The organism is Acidobacteriota bacterium (genome assembly GCA_035471785.1).
Lineage (GTDB): Bacteria > Acidobacteriota > UBA6911 > RPQK01 > DATIPO01 > JANQFM01.
Genome location: DATIPQ010000035.1, coordinates 37,422 through 55,310 on the forward strand (window position 1 = coordinate 37,422; position 17,889 = coordinate 55,310).

16 protein-coding genes and 1 pseudogene are annotated in these 17,889 nt (G+C 62.9%); 6 read left to right on the forward strand and 11 right to left on the reverse strand.

Going from position 1 to position 17,889, the window contains the following annotated elements; genetic code table 11:
• Positions 1-105: 105 nt before the first annotated feature.
• Entirely contained in the window at positions 106-3,099 is a 2,994-nt protein-coding gene (locus tag VLU25_05420) for a TAXI family TRAP transporter solute-binding subunit (protein ID HSR67362.1), read from the reverse strand.
• A gap of 233 nt (positions 3,100-3,332) precedes the next feature.
• Between VLU25_05420 and VLU25_05425 the strand changes: the two genes are divergently transcribed.
• Both VLU25_05425 and VLU25_05430 read left to right on the forward strand, forming a co-directional pair.
• Complete coding sequence (locus tag VLU25_05425) at positions 3,333-3,614, forward strand: hypothetical protein (protein HSR67363.1); 282 nt, start codon at positions 3,333-3,335, stop codon at positions 3,612-3,614.
• 231 nt (positions 3,615-3,845) lie between these two features.
• Complete coding sequence (locus VLU25_05430) at positions 3,846-4,454, forward strand: DUF4007 family protein (protein HSR67364.1); 609 nt, start codon at positions 3,846-3,848, stop codon at positions 4,452-4,454.
• Here VLU25_05430 and rbsK read toward each other — a convergent pair.
• The 3 genes from rbsK to VLU25_05445 form a co-directional block, all read right to left on the reverse strand.
• Positions 4,442-5,362, reverse strand: a complete 921-nt coding sequence (rbsK, locus tag VLU25_05435; protein ID HSR67365.1) for a ribokinase — start codon at positions 5,360-5,362, stop codon at positions 4,442-4,444. The two genes, VLU25_05430 and rbsK, sit on opposite strands and share 13 nt — an antisense overlap.
• Entirely contained in the window at positions 5,359-6,324 is a 966-nt protein-coding gene (locus VLU25_05440; protein HSR67366.1) for a nucleoside hydrolase, read from the reverse strand. Before VLU25_05440 ends, rbsK begins: the two co-directional genes overlap by 4 nt.
• A 68-nt stretch (positions 6,325-6,392) precedes the next feature.
• Positions 6,393-7,589, reverse strand: coding sequence for a macrolide family glycosyltransferase (locus VLU25_05445; GenBank protein HSR67367.1), 1,197 nt, complete (start codon positions 7,587-7,589; stop codon positions 6,393-6,395).
• Positions 7,590-7,731: 142 nt separating this feature from the next.
• On the opposite strand from VLU25_05445, the gene VLU25_05450 reads away from it, so the two are divergent.
• The gene (locus tag VLU25_05450) at positions 7,732-8,712 is read left to right on the forward strand and encodes a DUF697 domain-containing protein (protein ID HSR67368.1); all 981 of its coding nucleotides are present in this window, start codon (positions 7,732-7,734) and stop codon (positions 8,710-8,712) included.
• A gap of 20 nt (positions 8,713-8,732) precedes the next feature.
• Here VLU25_05450 and VLU25_05455 read toward each other — a convergent pair whose 3' ends face one another.
• From VLU25_05455 to VLU25_05475, 5 genes and pseudogenes are all read right to left on the reverse strand, one after another.
• Complete coding sequence (locus VLU25_05455) at positions 8,733-8,948, reverse strand: hypothetical protein (GenBank protein HSR67369.1); 216 nt, start codon at positions 8,946-8,948, stop codon at positions 8,733-8,735.
• 27 nt (positions 8,949-8,975) lie between these two features.
• A complete protein-coding gene (locus tag VLU25_05460; GenBank protein HSR67370.1) occupies positions 8,976-9,101 on the reverse strand; it encodes a hypothetical protein in 126 nt (41 codons plus the stop codon).
• 25 nt (positions 9,102-9,126) lie between these two features.
• Positions 9,127-9,504, reverse strand: a pseudogene (locus VLU25_05465) (redoxin domain-containing protein).
• Between the two features lie 12 nt (positions 9,505-9,516).
• Positions 9,517-9,771, reverse strand: a complete 255-nt coding sequence (locus VLU25_05470; GenBank protein HSR67371.1) for a hypothetical protein — start codon at positions 9,769-9,771, stop codon at positions 9,517-9,519.
• An 89-nt stretch (positions 9,772-9,860) separates the two neighbouring features.
• Positions 9,861-10,928, reverse strand: a complete 1,068-nt coding sequence (locus VLU25_05475) for a bifunctional phosphoglucose/phosphomannose isomerase (GenBank protein ID HSR67372.1) — start codon at positions 10,926-10,928, stop codon at positions 9,861-9,863.
• A 130-nt stretch (positions 10,929-11,058) separates the two neighbouring features.
• On the opposite strand from VLU25_05475, the gene dapF reads away from it, so the two are divergent.
• The 3 genes from dapF to VLU25_05490 all read left to right on the forward strand — a co-directional run bounded on the left by dapF (position 11,059) and on the right by VLU25_05490 (position 14,596).
• The gene (gene dapF, locus VLU25_05480) at positions 11,059-11,922 is read left to right on the forward strand and encodes a diaminopimelate epimerase (GenBank protein ID HSR67373.1); all 864 of its coding nucleotides are present in this window, start codon (positions 11,059-11,061) and stop codon (positions 11,920-11,922) included.
• 58 nt (positions 11,923-11,980) lie between these two features.
• Entirely contained in the window at positions 11,981-12,904 is a 924-nt protein-coding gene (locus VLU25_05485; GenBank protein HSR67374.1) for a hypothetical protein, read from the forward strand.
• A gap of 93 nt (positions 12,905-12,997) precedes the next feature.
• Entirely contained in the window at positions 12,998-14,596 is a 1,599-nt protein-coding gene (locus tag VLU25_05490) for a GNAT family N-acetyltransferase (protein HSR67375.1), read from the forward strand.
• 285 nt (positions 14,597-14,881) lie between these two features.
• Here VLU25_05490 and VLU25_05495 read toward each other — a convergent pair whose 3' ends face one another.
• Both VLU25_05495 and VLU25_05500 read right to left on the reverse strand, forming a co-directional pair.
• Positions 14,882-16,792, reverse strand: coding sequence for a TRAP transporter fused permease subunit (locus tag VLU25_05495; GenBank protein HSR67376.1), 1,911 nt, complete (start codon positions 16,790-16,792; stop codon positions 14,882-14,884).
• A gap of 49 nt (positions 16,793-16,841) precedes the next feature.
• On the reverse strand, positions 16,842-17,855 hold the full coding sequence (locus VLU25_05500; protein HSR67377.1) for a TAXI family TRAP transporter solute-binding subunit: 1,014 nt from the start codon (positions 17,853-17,855) through the stop codon (positions 16,842-16,844).
• Positions 17,856-17,889 lie beyond the last annotated feature (34 nt).

Genomic DNA, 17,889 nt, shown 5'->3' on the forward strand with positions numbered 1-17,889 from the left:
ACTGGATCGCTCTCACCGAGCCTCGAGACGCTGGGCACGAACGCGCCCTTGCGCTGTCGCGCCAACTCAACGCAGATAACGTTACGATCCCTAGGACAGAGCGACCTACCAGTCGGGAAGTTCGTAGGCCATGAGGATCAAGGAATCTCCTTCCTTAAACTCGTATTGCTGCCAGTTGACTGTTCCCCTGCGCATGCGTCGGTCGCGGCTGGGATTCAGCACTAGGACTCGTTCGCCGGCAGAAGTCAGGGACTCGTAACCCAACAGACAGACTTCTTCCCTTGAATCGACGATTTTCTGGTAGAGATTTCGAAACTTGCATCCCAGCCACTCCTCCGGCACAGGCGTGAGGTAAATCTCGTTGCTGTCCATGGAGGCGGTGAGGAGTCGCTCGAAGACCTCGGTGATGCCCGGACTGATGACGCTTTGAGCCATGATTTTTTCAGCAAGATCCTCGACCGAGACGATCTCGGCGTTCTTGAGCCGTTCGAAGTGCTCCCGGTTCTCGGATTCCAGCACCTCGACCACCAAGTGAATGTCTCCTTTAAGATCCCTGGCCGCGAGAGCCACCATCAGACTTCGGTGGTCGCTGTATTTGGCAGCTTCGCGCGAGCTTCGATCAGCCAGGATGACCAGGGTCCTGAAGTCCTCCACTCCCGCGTTTTTCAGGACCTCTCGCTTGAGGGGATCTCCGAATACAAAGCTGACATCTTCAGGCGCGCCGCTTTTATCGGACTCAGCCACGCCGGGAGCGGTCATGGGGCAGATAACTTTGAAGGAATACCTGTAGCGGCGTCGAATAATCGGAGCCTGCAACTGGGTAATGATGTCCCGAGAACCGGGGTTCCAGCCGCAAATGCCGATTCTTATGTCCTGCCTTTCTATTGACCGTTTGGGGAGTTGAAGCTGATCGATGGTTGACATGACTTTCCCTCCGCTGGTTTCTTTCCGCAGTTTCCGCCAAAGCCTCTGCCAAGCCGGCTTTCGCAGAGCCGAGGCCGTGTCGGCCATGATGATGAGTTCGTCCTCGGGGCTGAGTCGGGTATGGGCTCCCGGATGGTCGTTCGATTCCGGGAACTTGCGCGGGTTCAGTACGATTTGCACCCTGTTCCGGCGGAATCCTACTGCGATGGCGTCCCGCGAACGGGGAAGCTGACGCTGAATCTGGCCGAAGGTCGAGTTCGCCAGATCCCGGTTGAGGGGCAGGAAGTAAATCTCTTGCGACTGCCGGGCAAAAGTCAGCAGTTCGTCATAGACGCCCATGACGCGGGGAGTAATCACCGATTGGCTCACGAGTTTCTCTGAGAGATCGCTGACATTGACGACTTGATTGACCCGGCAGGACTTCAGGTGCTCTTCGGTTTTGTGGCTGTTGGCCTCGGCCATGGTGTATACGGACGGCTTCAGGGCCTCGATGGCCAGTGTGCTGGCCACGTTTTGCAGCTCCGATTCCTCGCTGCCGGGATCGTCGCTGAGCAGCAGGGCGAACTTGGCCGTGGTTGCATTGGCCCTGGCCAGAGTGGACTTTTGGCATGGCCTGCCTTCCACGACCCATACGTTTTTGAAGTGATGGCGGTTGCGGACAGTGGTCTTCGATGAGTCCGAGGTGATGACCGCGATGGGCGGTTTTTTGGCAAGGTCGCCGCTGCGCAAGTGACGGATTAGACGCTCGCTCCGTTTCGACCAGCCGGCGATGATGACGTGATCGCGCAACTTGAAAAGGCGGGGTTTGGTTCTCAGCCGCTGTATCCCGAAGGCTTGCTCCACCAAAATCGAAACGATGGTGGCGGTGAAGAGCGCGACCACCGCCGCACCCAAACTCAGGATGAGGATGGAAACCACCGTTCCCGCGGGCGTGATGGGATACTTGGACTCGAGTCCGCTGAACAGGTAATGGAGGATGGCGATGGCTGACTTGCCGAAAGAATCGAAGGCGCTGTTCTTTGACCCTTCGACGATGAACATGGTGGAAGCCCCGCCCAGCCACACGCAGACCAGCAAAACCAGGATGCGCCCCAGCGTAAACTGATGGATAAAGAGTGCAGTCCGGGAACGCAGCAGCAGGAATGGAATCAACAGAATGATGACTGGCATCAAGTAGTCCTTATATTCCTGGACCAGCCTTGCCAGTTCGGCCCGATGCTCTTCGTGGTAGCGCCGTGAAGACGGGTGGATTGGAATGGTGATGTCGGATAGCCCTGTCAGGGGCGTCAGGTCAGCCAGGAACGGGAGTCCCTCGTGGCCCGGCAGATCGTAAACAGCTTCGAGCAAAGGCGCCACGACGTCCGCCGGCACCTCACGCCCCAGGACCAGCAACGCCCTGAGGCCCAGGGAAGCGATATTGCGCTTTCCCGAGTAGACATCGTAGGGGATCTCGCAAAGGCTCAAGTAAGGCTGCTTGCTTCTCAGGCTCTGGATGATGTTCTGGTCGATTTCCAGCAAGGTGATCATGTCTTGCTGAGAGGCTTCCACCAGCGAGGTGACCGGAACGGCGGAGGTCACGAAGACCACGTCGAGGTTGCGGAATCTGAGTTCTTCGAGGGCTTCGCCCAGGCGGATGTAGAGAGTTTCCCAAGGCGGCCCTTCCGCCTTGCGGCTTAGCAGATTCAACTCGTCGAGTATCATCAAGGCGTGTGAAGCGGAACCGCTGCCTAGCTCACCGATTCCTATCCGCAGCGACTTCTCGGAGTAGACGAGATCGCTTATCTGGTCGAATCCCAACTCGCGGCGAGCCGCCACGTGTACGATTTCGTCGTAAAGTGAGGCCAGCGCTCGATAGGGGCGTCCGTTGAGGTGCTCGGCCGCGGCTACGTCATTCTGCACCAGCGCAATGTCGCATTCCCCCGAACGCAGCATGCCGGTGTTGTCATAGGATCCTTGAGTGGTTTTGACCTCGAGTTGAAAGTCGGACATGAAGGGGTGACGGGCGATCTGTTGCGCCAGCCGGTTGTAGTTGCCGGCGGGACGCCCGGAACAGAAGTGGATCGCCCGCCCCGTCTCCTGCCCGCCTGCAAGTGGCCCGGCCCTGCCGAGAAACGCCGCCCACAGCAGGGCCGCTATAAGGCAGCTCCTGATGAAAATGTGCCAGCTTCCAGCCATTGATCCCACTACAGACAAGACACGCTTGAGGCAAAAGTGGGTGACACTCGACGACGCCGGCCCCTAATTTTTCAACCCTTTCCCAGGATTATTCGGCCCCAACTTCGTAGATCTCCCCTTGAGCAGCGTTGGTAAAGGCTGAAAGGAGGCATCGAGCAAGTACAATGCAGCGCCCGGAGGCGTGGCCGGCGCGGCCGCCTGCCAGCCATAGCTTTCAGAAAGGAGGTCTCAAAATGCAACTGACCCTCGACTTGCCCGAAGAACTGATGAAAGACATCCAGTTCGAATCCGACCACGAAGAGGTCCCGGTCGAGGAATGGCTCAAAAAGCTCATCAAGCGCAACGTCTGGCGCCGCCAACTGCAAAACCGCAAACCCGGCAACCGGCCCCACATTTCAGAAGTTATCGCCGACCTGATGAAGGACGTCCCCCCTGAGGACTTGGAGATGCTGCCAGACTCCAGAGAGCTGGACCACTATCTCTACGGAACGCCGAAAAAAAACAGCGATGAGTAGGACCATCTTCGCGGACACCTTCCTTACGCGGTGCCCTCCGTGGCTTCGGGCACGCTCGCTCATTGGCTCGGAGTCCCTACCCCCTTGAAGAGGCGGAGCAAGCGGCATGACTGTTCTTCTAATCGTTGCATGGGAATTGCCGGGGAACCTGCTGGGGGTAGGGGTTTCGGGGGGAAATGGGTGCGGTGGGAGGGTGCAATTGAGATGCCGGCAGTGGTTCCATGGAGAGGTATGGCTGTTTTCTTTCATGGCAACTATGGGATGCACCGGGGGCGGATGGCGCGGATGGTGGGGCGGTTGAGGAGGTTTCCTGAGGCTACCCACCGCGAGATCGGGGAGTTCTTCGGGTATTCGCAAGCCTATTCAGCCCGCTACCGCAGTTGGCTGCACAAGTGCGGGATGGTGCTGCCGGGACGGCCCTTTGAACTGACCGAATGGGGACGGGTCGTCGTCGAGCACGACCGGGCCCTGGAAAGCCAGGCGACCCAGTGGTTCCTACACTGGGAGCTGGTCACTCATCCCACCCGGGCCCAGGTTTGGCACCGCTTCTGGCATGACTTCCTGGACGACCGGAGCTTTTTTCAGGAGCCGCAGTTGCTGAGATACATCGCCGACTTCCTCAGGGGCCTCAGCGAGGAAGAACCCCCCGGCGACGACCGCATGGCCCGCTCGGTCCTCAACAAACTCATCGAAAGCTACACGGCCCCTCAAGCCCTGGGCCAACTGGGACTGGTGGTGACAGACGGCGACCGTTTTCTCAAAGGCGCTCCTCACATTCGAGGTCCCTGGAAAACGCCCGAGGAATGGGTGGCCGAATACGAAACGAGTCAATCGCGCTGAAAACCTTCCAATTCCCGGCGGGTGGGGAGGGAGGGCTGGGCGCCCAGGCGGGTGACGGAGAAGGCTCCGGCGATGTTGGCGCGGGAGACGGCTTCGGACAGGGGGAGTCCGTCGGCCAGGGCGCAGGCCAGGGCTCCGTTGAAGGCGTCGCCGGCGGCGGTGGCGTCGACGGCGTTTACCTTGGGGGCGGGGATGAGCATGGCCTGGTCTTCGCTGAGCAGGTAGGCGCCCTTGTCCCCCAAGGTGATCACCACGCTGGACGCTCCCATCTCGCGCATCCGCCGGGCGGCGCGCCGGGCCGAGGACTCGTCCTCCACTTTGAGTCCGCTGAGGATCTCGGCTTCGCTCTCGTTGGGCGTGAGGACGCTGAGCTGACCGAGCAACTCCGGCTCGAGCCTTTGGGCAGGCGCCGGGTTGAGAATGACGATGAGCCCCTCGCGCCTTCCCAAAGCTGCCGCATGGCGGACCGTCTCCATAGGCACCTCGAGCTGCAGCAGCAAGGCTTGGGCCCGGCCCAGTTTCCCGCCGGCCCGGTCGACGTCGCCGGGAGACAGTTCGCTGTTGGCGCCCGGTGCCACGGCGATGGCGTTCTGGCCCCCCTTCTCGACGATGATCAGGGCGGCGCCCGAGGGAAGTCCGGGGTCGAGCTGGACATGGGAACAATCGATGCCCTCGTCCTCAAGCTTGCGCAGCGCCTGCTTGCCGAAGTCGTCGGCTCCCAGCCGCGCCACAAAGGTCACCTGAGCCCCCAGCCGGGCGGCGGCCACCGCCTGATTGGCTCCCTTGCCGCCCGCGGCGGTGGTCAAGTGGCCTCCCATCACCGTCTCTCCCGGCGCTGGAATGCGTTCGGTTTGGACGATCAAGTCGGTGTTGGAACTCCCCACCACCACGATGCGCGCCTGTTTCATTGCAGCGAATCCTTGAGCAGCTTCTTGAAGCCGGGAATGTCGAGTCGCCAGTGGACTTCGGCGTTAGGCCCGCCCTCCAGCAGCTCTTCCCAGGCGGCGCGGTTGCGTTCGTCGGAAACCACGCCGAGCTGGTCGACCACCGTCATCCCGCGCGTCAGTTCGCTCTGCGTTTCCACCTGAACGTAATGCCGGCTGCGGCGCAGCCCCAGCGCGGGGTTCAGCGCCAAGGACATGGCCACCGGGTCGGGAAGGGCCAGTCCGATGTCGCCCGACTGGCGGCGATTGGCGCGGATGGCCACCTCGTTGCAGTCCAGCGCGAAATGGGCCAAAGGCGTGTCGAGAGCCCTGATCTCCTCCATCTCCGCCTCGCTCAGATTGGCCTCCCCACGGCACAACTCCCATCCCACCATTTCGATGGGCAGGCCCGAGAAAAACACGATCCGCGCCGCCTCGGGATCTACCCACATATTGTACTCGGCGGCGGGAGTCACATTGCCCACGGTGCAGGCCGCGCCTCCCATGATGACGCAGCGACCCACGTTCCGGGCCATCCGCGGCTCCCGCAAGAGCGCCTGGGCCACATTGGTCAGCGGCCCCAAGGTCACCAGCGTCAATCCCGGATGGCGCCGGCACGCCGAAAGCAGGGCCTCCACCGCATGCCCCCGGGCGGCTTGCCCCGCGGGGGGCGGATAATGCCGATCACCCAATCCGTCACGACCGTGGAAGAAGGCCGCGTCCACCGGCCGGCGCATCAGCGGACGCTCGGCCCCGGCAAAAACCGCGGCCTGCTCCCCGCACAACTCAACGGTATAGAGCGTATTGCGCATCCCCTGGGGCAAGGGAACATTCCCCGAAACCACGCTGATGCCCAGCACCTCGGCATCGCTATGGCGCAACGCCATCAGCAGCGCCACCACGTCATCCGATCCCGCATCGGTATCGATCCAAAACCCTCGCGCCATGGGCTGCATTATCCCTGCCGCACGCGGCCCCGGCAACGGCGGGCTTTTTCGTGCGAGCAGAGGCGCGATTAGCCCAGACAGGCCTCGATGACGTCGCAGGCGGCCCTGTAGCCTCCCGTCCGGCGCATAGAGTCTCTGATCTGACGGGCCTTGTCGAGGTAGTGAGGCTGTTGCAGAGCCTCCACTGCCTCCCGCAGGCGCGTGGGATCGACCTGGGCGGGCTTGAGGGCCTTTCCAGCGCCGACTTGCACCAGCCGTCCCGCCACCACGGCCTGCTCAGAAAGGAAGGGGATGGCCAGGGCCGGGACGCCGAAGTAGAGGCATTCGTTAACGGTGTTCATCCCGCCCCGGGTGATGGCGGCTTTGGCGCCCTCCAGCAGGCGAAGCTGAGGAGCATAGCGGCAGAGGATGAAGTTGGATGGAGCCTGCTGCTCGAAGTCTTCAACGTCGAGTCCGCCGCCCAGCGTAAGCACCACCTGCCAATCGCTGGAGGCGAAGGCCTGAAAACAGTGCTCGAAGAAGTCGCTCTCGCGGTTGAAGAGCGTCCCTAAGGAGATGTAAAGCAGCGGGCGCCGTGGATCGAGGCGCTTGAAGGGAAAGTCGACGTCGTCGCGGGAATGCTGAAGCGAAGGCCCCACGAAGTGAACGTCGGGTCCGAAAGAGTCGGCGAAGGGTTGAAAGCCGGGCCAGGTGTAGACCAGGCTGGCGGCCGTCCCCCGGGCGAATATCAAGTCGAGCATGGCGGGAGACGGGAAGTCCTGACGGCGCAGGGCCCGGCCAACCGAGCGGATGCGCCACAAGGTCTTCAGCTTGGTCATCGTGCGCGACCAGGAAAAAGGGATGTCATAGAGTCCGCGTGCCAACCCCAGCATGCGCCGGTGAAAGGCGAAGGTGCTGACCGAAGCAATGGAAGGCAGTCCCAGCACTTGGGCCGTCAGCTTGCCCCAGGGAGCCACCGAGTCATGCATGATCAAGTCAAAGGCTTCATCGCGCACGCTAGATAAGCAGTCGGTCAGAAACCACTGGCAAGCCTCCATGACCGTGAGGGGCAGGCGGTTGATGTTTTCAGGAGTGACCGAAAGTTCCTCGAGGAGCGGATGTCCGTAAGAGCGGAAATCGGCGCCCGCCGCTTCAAGACGTTCTGCGAAGCTGTGCGAGCACCAGTAGACCACCTCATGGGCCCTGTTGCGCAGCTCCTCGACCACCGCCAGAGTAGGGTTGACGTGTCCAAAGGCAGGGAATCCGAAAAACGCAATCTTGGCCACAATTTTTAGCCTAGGCTAAAAATAAAAGATATGCAAGTTTCCCACTGTTCTTTGGCAAACGTCTGACCCCAAAAAGTCGTTTTTCCCTCCCAGGCGCTGAACGTGAACAAATGGCGCTTGGGGGACGTAGTAAGCTTTATCTATGCTTGAGAATCTGAAGCGGGTGATTCTGCCCCTGGCGCTGCTGGTCATTGTCGGTTTCCTGGTCATGGTGGTGAGCCAGACGGCGCAGGTGGTCGACATGGCCTCCCGCATCGACCCCCGGCTGGGGACGGCGGTGCTTTGGGCGTTGTTGGCCGTCTACGCGGGTCTGGTGGCGGTTCCGGTGGTGCGGTTGCTGCTCATGCCGCGTCCCCTCAAGCCGCCCGAGAGCGATCAGGGTCCGGAGTTCGAGCGGCACTTGAAACGGCTGGGACGGCGTCTGGCCTCCAACCGGGAGTTGACCGGGCACGCCTTCGACCTGAGCAGCCGCCAGGGGGTGGAGGCGGCGCTGGCGGTGCTCGATGAGCGGGCCGAGGCGGAGATCCGCACGCGCGCCGCCACCGTCTTCCTGATGACCGCGATTTCCCAGAGCGGACGGCTGGACGGCCTGCTGGTTCTCGTCAACCAGACCCAGATGGTCTACCAGATCGCCAAGATCTACTACCAGCGGCCCACTCTGCGCGATCTGGCGCGGCTCTACGCCAACGTAGCCGCCACCGCCTTCATCGTGGGGGAATTAGAAGACAGCGAAGTGGGCGATCAACTGGCCGCCATGACCGCGGCCAGCGCCGGATCGGTGGTGGGAGCCGTGCCCGGACTTCAGGCCGTCACGGCCCTCTTCGTCAATTCCCTGGTCACCGGCTCGGCCAGCGCCTTCCTCACCTTGCGGGTGGGTTTGATCGCCAAGGGATATTGCGACGCCCTGGTCAAGCCGCAGCGCAAAACCCTGCGCCGCAGCGCCTCGGCTCAAGCATTGAAGATGCTCTCCACCATCATCTCGCGAGGATCGAAGGTGGTCTGGAACGCGTTTGCGGCAGGGGGCCGCAAACGCGCCCGTTCAGCCTTGGGCTCGGTCCGTGACTGGTTCCGAACGACCCCCGAGGACGACCTGCCGGGCCAATCCGGCGGACAGCAGTCCTGATCACCTTTCCCGACGACCTGCTATTCGGCGGTCAGTTCTCTCAACTTGGCGCGGACGTCCTCCATTTGCACCTCATGGTCGGGCTGCGTCCACAGCACGTCGCCTTGCGCCGAGCGGATCACGATGCCGTGATTGCGAAAGCCCAGTTGGGCCACAGCTTCTTTCGACTCTGGCGTGGTGGCGTCCACGTTCTTTGAATTGACTCGGCCAGGAAACTCGTCTTCGAGCCCGCTCACGGCGGGCATTGTTCTTGCGCAGACCGCTCAGCCAGGCAGGTAGTAGTAGGTGACTTCGAAGTCGGCGCCTTGGGCCTCTCCGCAGCCCGCGCCAAGGAAAGCCGCCGCCAAACCCAGCAGTCCCAACAAGGAAAGAGCGAACGTTTTCTTCATGCGAATCAACCTCCGATGAAAGGATTCAGCGCGCGTGAACCGCGGCTGCCGCCAGCAGTATATCCGGATGGAGGCGGACGCGGTAGTTGGGATTGACGTATTCGAAGAGGATCTCTCCATTCTTGATCAGGAAGACGGACGGAACCGGCAGGATGTGGTGGTCCCGGCCCGAGTGTTCTTCCAGCATGCGATGGTAGCGCTTGTCGGGCTGCCGGTAGGCGATCCCGAACTTCTTGGCGCCCTCGGCGCTGGCGTCGGAAAGCAGGGTGTAACGGAATCCTTGGCTGTCAGCCTCGGCGATCCGCTTTGAGAGGGTGGCGGGGGAATCGGGGCTGACGGCCACGATCTGGTATCCGAGTTCGATGAGGTCTTGCTCGATTTGCTGCAGTTGTCCCAACTGCTTATTGCAGTACGGTCACCAGCCGCCCCGGTAATAGATCATGACCATGGGCTTCTGTGCGGCCAACTCCCTGAGGGACACCTCGCTCCCGTCGGCCCTGCGGTAGGTGACGTCGGGAATCTCCATGCCGATCAGCAGGGGATGAACGTCTTCGGCGGAATCAGGCACCGCGTCCTGCGCCCACAGCGGACCCAGGAACAGCCCTGTCAACAGCAGCAGCGCCGGCAACAGGCGCCGGTTCGAGAGCGGGAATTCAGGCATCGGCTTCATATTTGTAATCCTTCCGACAATAATTAATGGCTAAGCCAAGTAAATCCGGCCTGATCTTAGCACACCTGGGCCCGTCGAGAAGGGCGGCCCTAGGCCTCTTCGCTGAGCCGGCGCTTGATGTGCTCGATGGCTTCGATGGACTCGGGGTCGCTGCCGTTGAGGATGGCCAGGTAGACGCTGGCCCAGTCGATGAGCTGCAGCAGCGAAACCATGCGGTCGAGTCGGGATTCTCCGTTGCTGTCGCATTCGATGGTGTCGCCGGCCTTGTCCTGCAGATAGCGGCGGGTCAGGTCGAAGCGGCGCGCCAGGCGGGGGTGCTCGTCCTGGTCGCGCAGAAAGACGGCGACGGTGTGCTTGAGCACCTCGTGAGGGTGTTCCCATCCGGCGATTTCGTTGTGGTTCATCTCGGGGAGGGCGGCCGTCCAGGCCAGTTGCTTGGCGTTTTCGGTGATCTGCCCCCTCCAGCGCCGGGCGATGGGCGCGGTCAGTCCGCTGCCTCCGTAGATCAACACAAGGCGTCCATGCAGGCGGCGGGCCAGGTGTTTGGCCGGGTTGGCTTTGAGGGGCGTGTCGAGTCCCAGCAGGCGGGAGCGTTCGTGGGCCGACTCTGCGGCTTGTTGCAAGGGACCGCTGGGATCGGGAGCCAGTCCCAGGCGGTGCACTGCGCAGAGCAGGGCCGACAAGGCATATCCCAGGGAGTTGCGGGGAGCCAGTCCCGAAGGCAACTGAATGCAGGGGAGTTGGTCTGCAGAGGCCTTTTTCAGCAGCTCTCCTCCCGAGGTGACGCAGAGGATGCGGCAGTCCTTGGCGCGGGCTTGCGCAAAGGCGTCCAAGGCCTCCTCGGTGTTGCCCGAGTAGCTGGAGATGACGGCCAGCGTGGCCCGATCGGCGAAGGGGGGCAGTCCGTAGGAGCGGTGCACCAGCCAGGGGAGGCGCAAGTCCTCTCCCAGCGCCGCTTGCAGCAAGTCGCCGGCGATGCCCGAGCCCCCCAGTCCGCAATAGACCGCCGAGCGTACGCCTTGGGCCGGGCGGACGCCGAGATGCGAGGCCAGGGCGGGTCCCGACTGCAATTGCTGTCCGAACTGGCGCAGGCTCTCGAAAGTGCCTTGCACCATGCCTTGGGCGAGGGCGCCGGGATGATCGAGTCTGGTCTTCAAGAACCCCTCCGTAGCAGCTTAGACTCTACCAGACCCCTGCCATGATGTGTCGCCTTTTTGGCTGGGGTTTGATTCCATCACGGAGTATGCGAAGATGGCCCTGTCCAGCCGCCCCGCGGGAAGGAAGGGAATGATCGTCAAGCTTCATAAGCTGCATTGTTACGGCAATGACTTTCTGGTGGCCTACCGGTGCCAGCTTGAGGACGACCGCTATAGCGCTCTGGCCCGGTCCTGTTGTGATCGCCACACGGGAATAGGAGCCGACGGCCTGGTCTTCCTGAAGCCCGCCGATCAAGAGGGACGCTTCGACTACCGCATCTTCAACCAGGACGGCAGCGAAGCCGAACTCTCGGGTAACGGAGCCCGCTGCGCCTGCGCGCTGGTGCATCGCAACGACTGGTGCTCGCAGGACGAAATCGTGCTTCAGACCTTGTGCGGCGACAAGACATTCAGCCGCCTCTCCCAGAAGGACGGCCGCTGGCGGTACCGCAGTTCCCTGGGCCGGCCCGGTTTTCGTCCCGAGCAGGTGCCCTTTAAGGACACCCATGCCACGCGCATCCCTGAACGCATCCTGCGTTATCCCCTCGACGCCGGAGGCGAAGCGTTGCAGATCACGGCTCTTTCCATGGGCAACCCGCAATGTCAAATCCTGGTCGACTGCCTGCCCAAGGGTGAACGCTTTCAGCGCTTGGGGTCGGCGCTGGAACGGCATCAGGTCTTTCCCCAGCGCGCCAACGTCGGATTCGTGCAGGTCATCGACGAGCACAAGGTACGGGCCAAGATCTGGGAGCGGGGCGTGGGCCCCACTCAGTCCTCGGGCACCGGCTGCTCGGCCGCCGCCGTGGCCGCCATCGTCAACGGACGATGCACCTCTCCCGTCGAGGTGGTGACCCAGAGCGGCTCGCAAAAAGTGGAGTGGAGCGAAGGTCAAGAGGTGGTCCTGACCGGCGAGTCCCGCTACGTCGCCGAAATCGACTTCGACTGGCAAACCTGAGCCCCTGACGGGCGACTTGCAACCACGGACTCCCGAGGGGGTCTGGCATAATGAGGCCATGATTCGAGCCAGCAAGAGCTTTGTGGCGGGAGTGGGCTTGGTGGGAGTGGGACTGGCGGCAGCGGCCTTGCTGTTGACGGGCTGCGCCGGCGAGCAGTCTATCCTCACCCACATCCCCGATTCCGCGCCTGTGGCCACGGTCGATGGCCGCACCGTTCTTTACGAGGACGTGAAGGTCGACAGCCACAAGATCGAAACCCTCTTCCAGCGCCGTCGGGGACATTCGCCGAACAGCCGGCAGGATTGGGAGGAAGTCTCCCAGATGCAGCGTCTGGCCGAGCGCGAAAACCTGATTCAGGTCATCCGAGGCCTGGTGCGCGAGCGGCAGTACGCCCAGTGGGGGATTATGGTCGATGAGGCCCAAATCGAGCGGGAGATCGAATCGCGCGCCCAGCGGACCGGCCTCGACCCCCGGGAAGCTGAGGCCATGGTCGATCGCCAGATCCAGCAGACCGAAGACCTGATCGCCGCCGTCGAAGCCGTGCGCGACGACCGCATGAGTCTCGAGGAAGCCCGCCGCGAGTATCTTTCGGAGTACGACGAGCTGACCTCCCAGTACTGGTCCAACTACTATGCCCAGCGTCCCGCTGATGAACAGATCAAAGTCTTGCGCCGGGCCCAGGCTCAACTGCGGACCGAGGGCGCGGGCGCCTTCTTGCGTCCGCTGGTGGAACGCGATCTGCGCGGCCAGCAAGTGCAGCGCCGTCTGGAAGAGGAACTGGCCAAGGTCTACCCCGACTACAAGCAGGTTTCGGTGGACGCCAAGCATGGATCGGACTCGGCCAGAGACCGCTTGGCCGCCATGCGCAGCGAGTGGTGGAGCCAACGCTTCCAGGACGCCCAGGTGGAGATTCTCCACCCGCGCTTTGAGGGCGACTGGGAAGAGGTCGTCTACGACAAGGCCGACGAACCCGCCGATTGAGCCGATTCAAGCGCAAGTGTTGCTATCCGCCGGAGCGGCTGCCACACTGGTAAGTGTGTGCAGATCACACCTCTTGCCAACGAGGCCGAGGACATGGCTGAAATCAAGGTCCGGCCAGCTCGCGAATCGGACGCCCAAGGGATCGCGGAGTGCTTCCGCACTTCCTACCGAGGCAGTTACTGCTACCAGGACTTCTACCGCCCCCAGGCCGTCAAGCGTCTCATTTACGCCGAGGACACGGTCATCGTCGTGGCCGTGGAAGAGGAGAGCGGCGAGGTGCTGGGGACGGCCGCCGTGCTGGAGGAGAAGGGCGCCCTCAGCGACCTGACGGCCGAGTTCGGGAGGCTGGTTGTGCATCCCAAGGCCCGCCGCCACGGAGTGGGTCACCGGCTCATGGAAGGCCGCCTCCGATTGGTGCGCGACCGGCTTCACGTGGGTGTCGTCGAAGCCCGCACCTGCAACGCCTTCTCTTGCCGTATTGCGCTGGGGCACGGTTTCTCCCCCGCAGGACTGCTGCCTTCCTCGGTGGCCTTCGAGGAGCGGGAGAATCTGGCCGTGCTCGTTCAGTATTTCGGGGAGGCCTTGCGCCTGCGCCGCAACCATCCTCGCATCATTCCCGAGGCCTATCCGCTGGCCCACCTGGTCATGTCCAACTGCGGACTCGACTTCGACGTCATCGAGGACGAGGAATCCCCCTCCTACCCCTCCGGGAACGATTTCGAGTTGGAGGAGTTGACCTCATCGGAGGGCTACGCCAACCTGCTGCGCATCGAGCGGGGACGCCTCAAGAAACGCGAGCTGTTCGGTCCCATGCGCCTCCACTACGGTTTTTTCAAGCTGCGGGCGCGCAACTCGAACTACCTGCTGGCCCGCCGCGAGGGACGCCTGGCGGGGGCGCTGGGCTACATCATCGACCGCGAGGAGGGCCAGGTGCGCGTCTTCGAGTTCATCAGCATTGAGGAAGAGAGCGCCACCTATCTCTTCAAGCAATTGCTGAAGCGGGCGGGCCGCGCCGGCATGACCTACGTCGAGGCCGACGTGAGCGCCTATGCTCCCCGCATGCAGAGGACGCTCTTGGAGCTGGGTTTCCTGCCCGTGGCCTATCTTCCTTCGCTGGTTTTCCACAAGGTGGAACGGCTCGACATCCTCAAGATGGCACGCGTCTTTTCGCCGGTGGCCTCCAACAGTCCCGACCTGCCCCGGGAAGTGCAGCGCCTGTCAGAGGTGGTGCTGCGCGGATTCGCCTCGCGCGAGATTCAGCCCCGCATCTTGCGGGCCGTCGATCAGGTCGAGCTCTTTCGGGGACTCAGCCGCGAGCAGTCGCGCCGCCTGGCTGCCTGCTGCCGCCTGGCCGATTTCCAGGCTGGCGAGAGTGTCTTCGCCAAAGGCGATCCCGGCCAGGGGGTGTTGTTGGTGCTGCGGGGCCGCATCGACGTCGAGGTAGACGGCCGCCAGGTGGGAACAGTGGGCAAGGGTGAATCGCTGGGCGAGATCTCGGCCTTGCGCGGATTCGTCCACTCGGCCTCGGCCCGCGCCCGCACCCCGGTGACGGCCGGACTGCTGCCCCGCGACCAACTGCGGTCCCTCATCCGCCGCCGTCCCGACATCGGCGTCATCCTCTACCGCAACCTGGCCCTGGGCCTGGGACGAAAACTCCAACGCGCCGACCTGGCTCTGCTGGGCCAGGCGTGACGGTTGCTCGTGGGGCCGCTTATTCCACCCTTCAGAGCTGTCGCGAAAGTCCTCAAGACGACAACCTCGAAGGTCCGTTATTCCACCCCTTCAGAAGGGTTTTTCTAGAGGTACTTACCTTACCCAGGGTGTCGCTTGGGCGCAGGCGCCCTCGCTTTACCCTGGGCTAGCGAATCACACCCCTTCGGGGTTCTCAGAAAGCAAGAAAGTGCTCCTTGAAACGCTTTGGGACTGGTTCGGGCTGCGCCTTTGCGACACCCTCTGAAAGGGGTGAGATAACCGTCGTTACTCTCTCTGCATGAAATTCCACACCGAGAGGGCTGCGAAGAGGGCCAGGCCGGCCAGGTCGCTGGGGGAAAGGAAGGCCCGTCCGCCGGGGAAAAGGGTGAGGACGGCGGCAGCGATCATCAAGGCCCTCTGAAGCCCGCTCAGGCGGGCGAAGAAGTAACCCGCGATGCCCGCCGCCAGGGGGACGATGCCCAGCAGCGAAGCCAGGAAAGCCGGGACGATGGCGCTCCAGGCCGCCGCCGAGCCGTCCGGCGCCAGCATCAGCAACTGAGGACGCGCCACGAAGATATAGGGCAACGAAAATCCCACCAGGGCAATGCGGAAGGCCGCCATCGAGGTCTGCATGATGGGCGATCCGGCGATGGAGGCGGCGGTGTAGGCGGCCAGCGCCACGGGAGGCGTGACCATGGCCATCATCCCGAAATAAAAGATGAAGAAGTGAGCGGCCAGCGGCACCACTCCCAGGCTGCCCAGCAGGGGGCCGATCAGGGTCGCCAGCAACAGGTAGCAGACCGCCGAGGGCAGCCCCATGCCCAGCACGATGGATGAGACCATGATCAGCACCAGGGCCAGGAAGAGGTTCTGCTGGGCCAGCGGAAGCACCAGGCTGGGGAAGCGCGTCCCCACGCCGGTCAGAGTCACCACTCCGATGATGATGCCCACGCAGGCGGCGGCGGCCACCAGCGCCACTCCCGCGGCCGCCGTCTTTTGACAAGCCTCCAGCAGAGACTTGAGTCCGATGCGGGTCTTGGAATGGAAGACGGCCAGCACCAGCACCACCGCCATGGCCAGGGTGACGGCCCGGAAAGGCGTGTAGCCCACCACCAAAAATCCCACCAGCGCGGCCAGCGACCCGAAGAAGATGAAGCCTTCCAGAGGATGGTTTTCCTCGCGCGCCTCCACCTCGGCCGCGTCCGATCCGACCCGGCGGGCGTAGAAGTGGACGATGAGCAGCAGGGAGAGGTAGTAGAGGACGGCCGGCAGCAGAGCGGCCCGGATGATCTCCAGATAGGTTACCGGCGGAGTCACGATCTCCAGCATCATGTAGGCGCCGGCGCCCATGATGGGCGGCACCAGGGCGCCCCCTGAACTGGCGGCGGCTTCCACCCCGGCGGCGATGCGCCGCTGGAATCCGGAGCTGCGCATCATGGGGATGGTGAAGGTTCCCGTGGTGGCGGTGTTGGCTACGGCGCTGCCCGAGAGCGAGCCCATGAGTCCGCTGGAGAGGACGGCCACCTTGGCGGCTCCCCCGGGGGAGCGGCGGAAAATGCGGCGGGCCAGATCGATGATGAATCCGGTGGCTCCGGCCATCTCCAGGAGGACGCCGAAAAGCACGAAGAGAAAGACGTAGGTGAACATGACCTTCAAGGCCGTTCCGTAGACGCCCTGCCCTTGCAGAAAGGCTTGAGAGACGATGCGTTCCACGGCGTAGCCGCGGTGGGGAAAAAGCCAGCTCGGCATGGAGGGGCCGAAGTAAGCGTAAAGCAGGAAGACCACCGAGAGGATGGGCAAGGCCCATCCGATGGCTCGCCGGGTGGCTTCCAGAACCAGCAGCAGTCCCACCACGCCCACGGCGATGTCGGTGGCGTTCTCAAGTCCGGCGCGTCCTCCCAGCGAGCGGCTGCCGGGCCAGTAGGCCCGGAAAAAGGGCTCGTTTTGCACCACCAGGTAGGCCGAGATAAGCAAAGTCAAGGCGGCCAGCAGGAGGTCTAGCGCTTGCGAGGCGCCATGCTTTTTCCACCGGGGATGGAGGGGGAAGGTGAGAAAGCAGATGATCAACCCCAGGGCCGCAAAGATGGCCAGTTCGGCCTGGGGCGTGAGCATGGGGTAGTTGACTTCCCAAAGCGTGAAGAGTACCAGGGCGATGGCCGAATAACGCACCGTAACAGACCGCACTCGTTTCAGCATGGGTCCTTATACGCTCCTTGGCATTGGCCGGGTCGGCAAAAACGGTCTCTTATCGGTCTTCAGATTGGGATTGGTCTTCGGCCTCAGCCTCCGGCCAGATGCCGATCTCGCGGTAGTAGCGGATGGCTCCCGGATGGAAGGGCGTTCCTACGTTGCGCACCACGTTTTCGGGGTTGATGGCCCGTCCGGCCGGGTGCTTTTCCGCCACCTGCTGACGGTTCTCATAGAGCGTCTTGGTGATCTGATAGACGAGTTCTTCGTCAACCGAGGCCGCCGTGATCAGGTGCATCGACCCCACGTTGAGACCCTGGAAAGGCTCTTCCTGATTGCGGTAGGTGGCGGCGGGAATGGTGGCCGCGGTGAAGAAGGGATAGTCTCGGATGGCCCGCTGCTTGGCTTCTTCGTCGTAAGGGACGAAGTAGATGTCCATCGAGGCGGAAGCCTGGGTGATGGAGGCGGTGGGCACGGCGCCTCCCAGGAAGGCGGCGGAGGCCGAACCGTCGGAGAGCATGTCGACGGCCCCGGCCTGGGAGTTGTAAAGGGGCGTGAAGTCGTCATAGCTCACGCCGTGGGCCTCCAAAAGGGGAGCCAGGAAGTGCTCGAATCCCGCCCCCGGCGGACCTACCACCACGCGCTTGCCCTTGAGGTCTTCAACGCTGCGGACCGAGGAGCCGGCCGAAGTGATGAAGAGGGCGATGTTGGGGGCCAGCGTCATCAGGGAACGCATCTCGTAGGCTTTGTCCCAGTCGCGGCCTCCTTTCAGCGAGGAGTAGGTGATGGCGGCGTTGCTGACGGCCAGGTCGAGGTCTCCCGCGTCCAGCCGCCGGATGTTCTCCTGCGATCCGCTGGTGGCCTCGTTGTTGACCTCCCAATTGCCGGCGGCGTTGGCGTTGAGGACTTCGGCCACGGCGCTGCCCACCACGAAAAAGGCGCCTCCCGGAGGTGCCGAGCCGATGCTGACAAAGCGCCTCTGGCCCCCTTGGCCGTCCGACTCCCCGCCTCCGCAGGCGCTCAACAGCAAAGCTGCAGCCGCAGCCATGATCCAAAAGTGAATTCCTCGCATAAATGAAATGTCCTTCGAGAATGTCAGTGGCTTG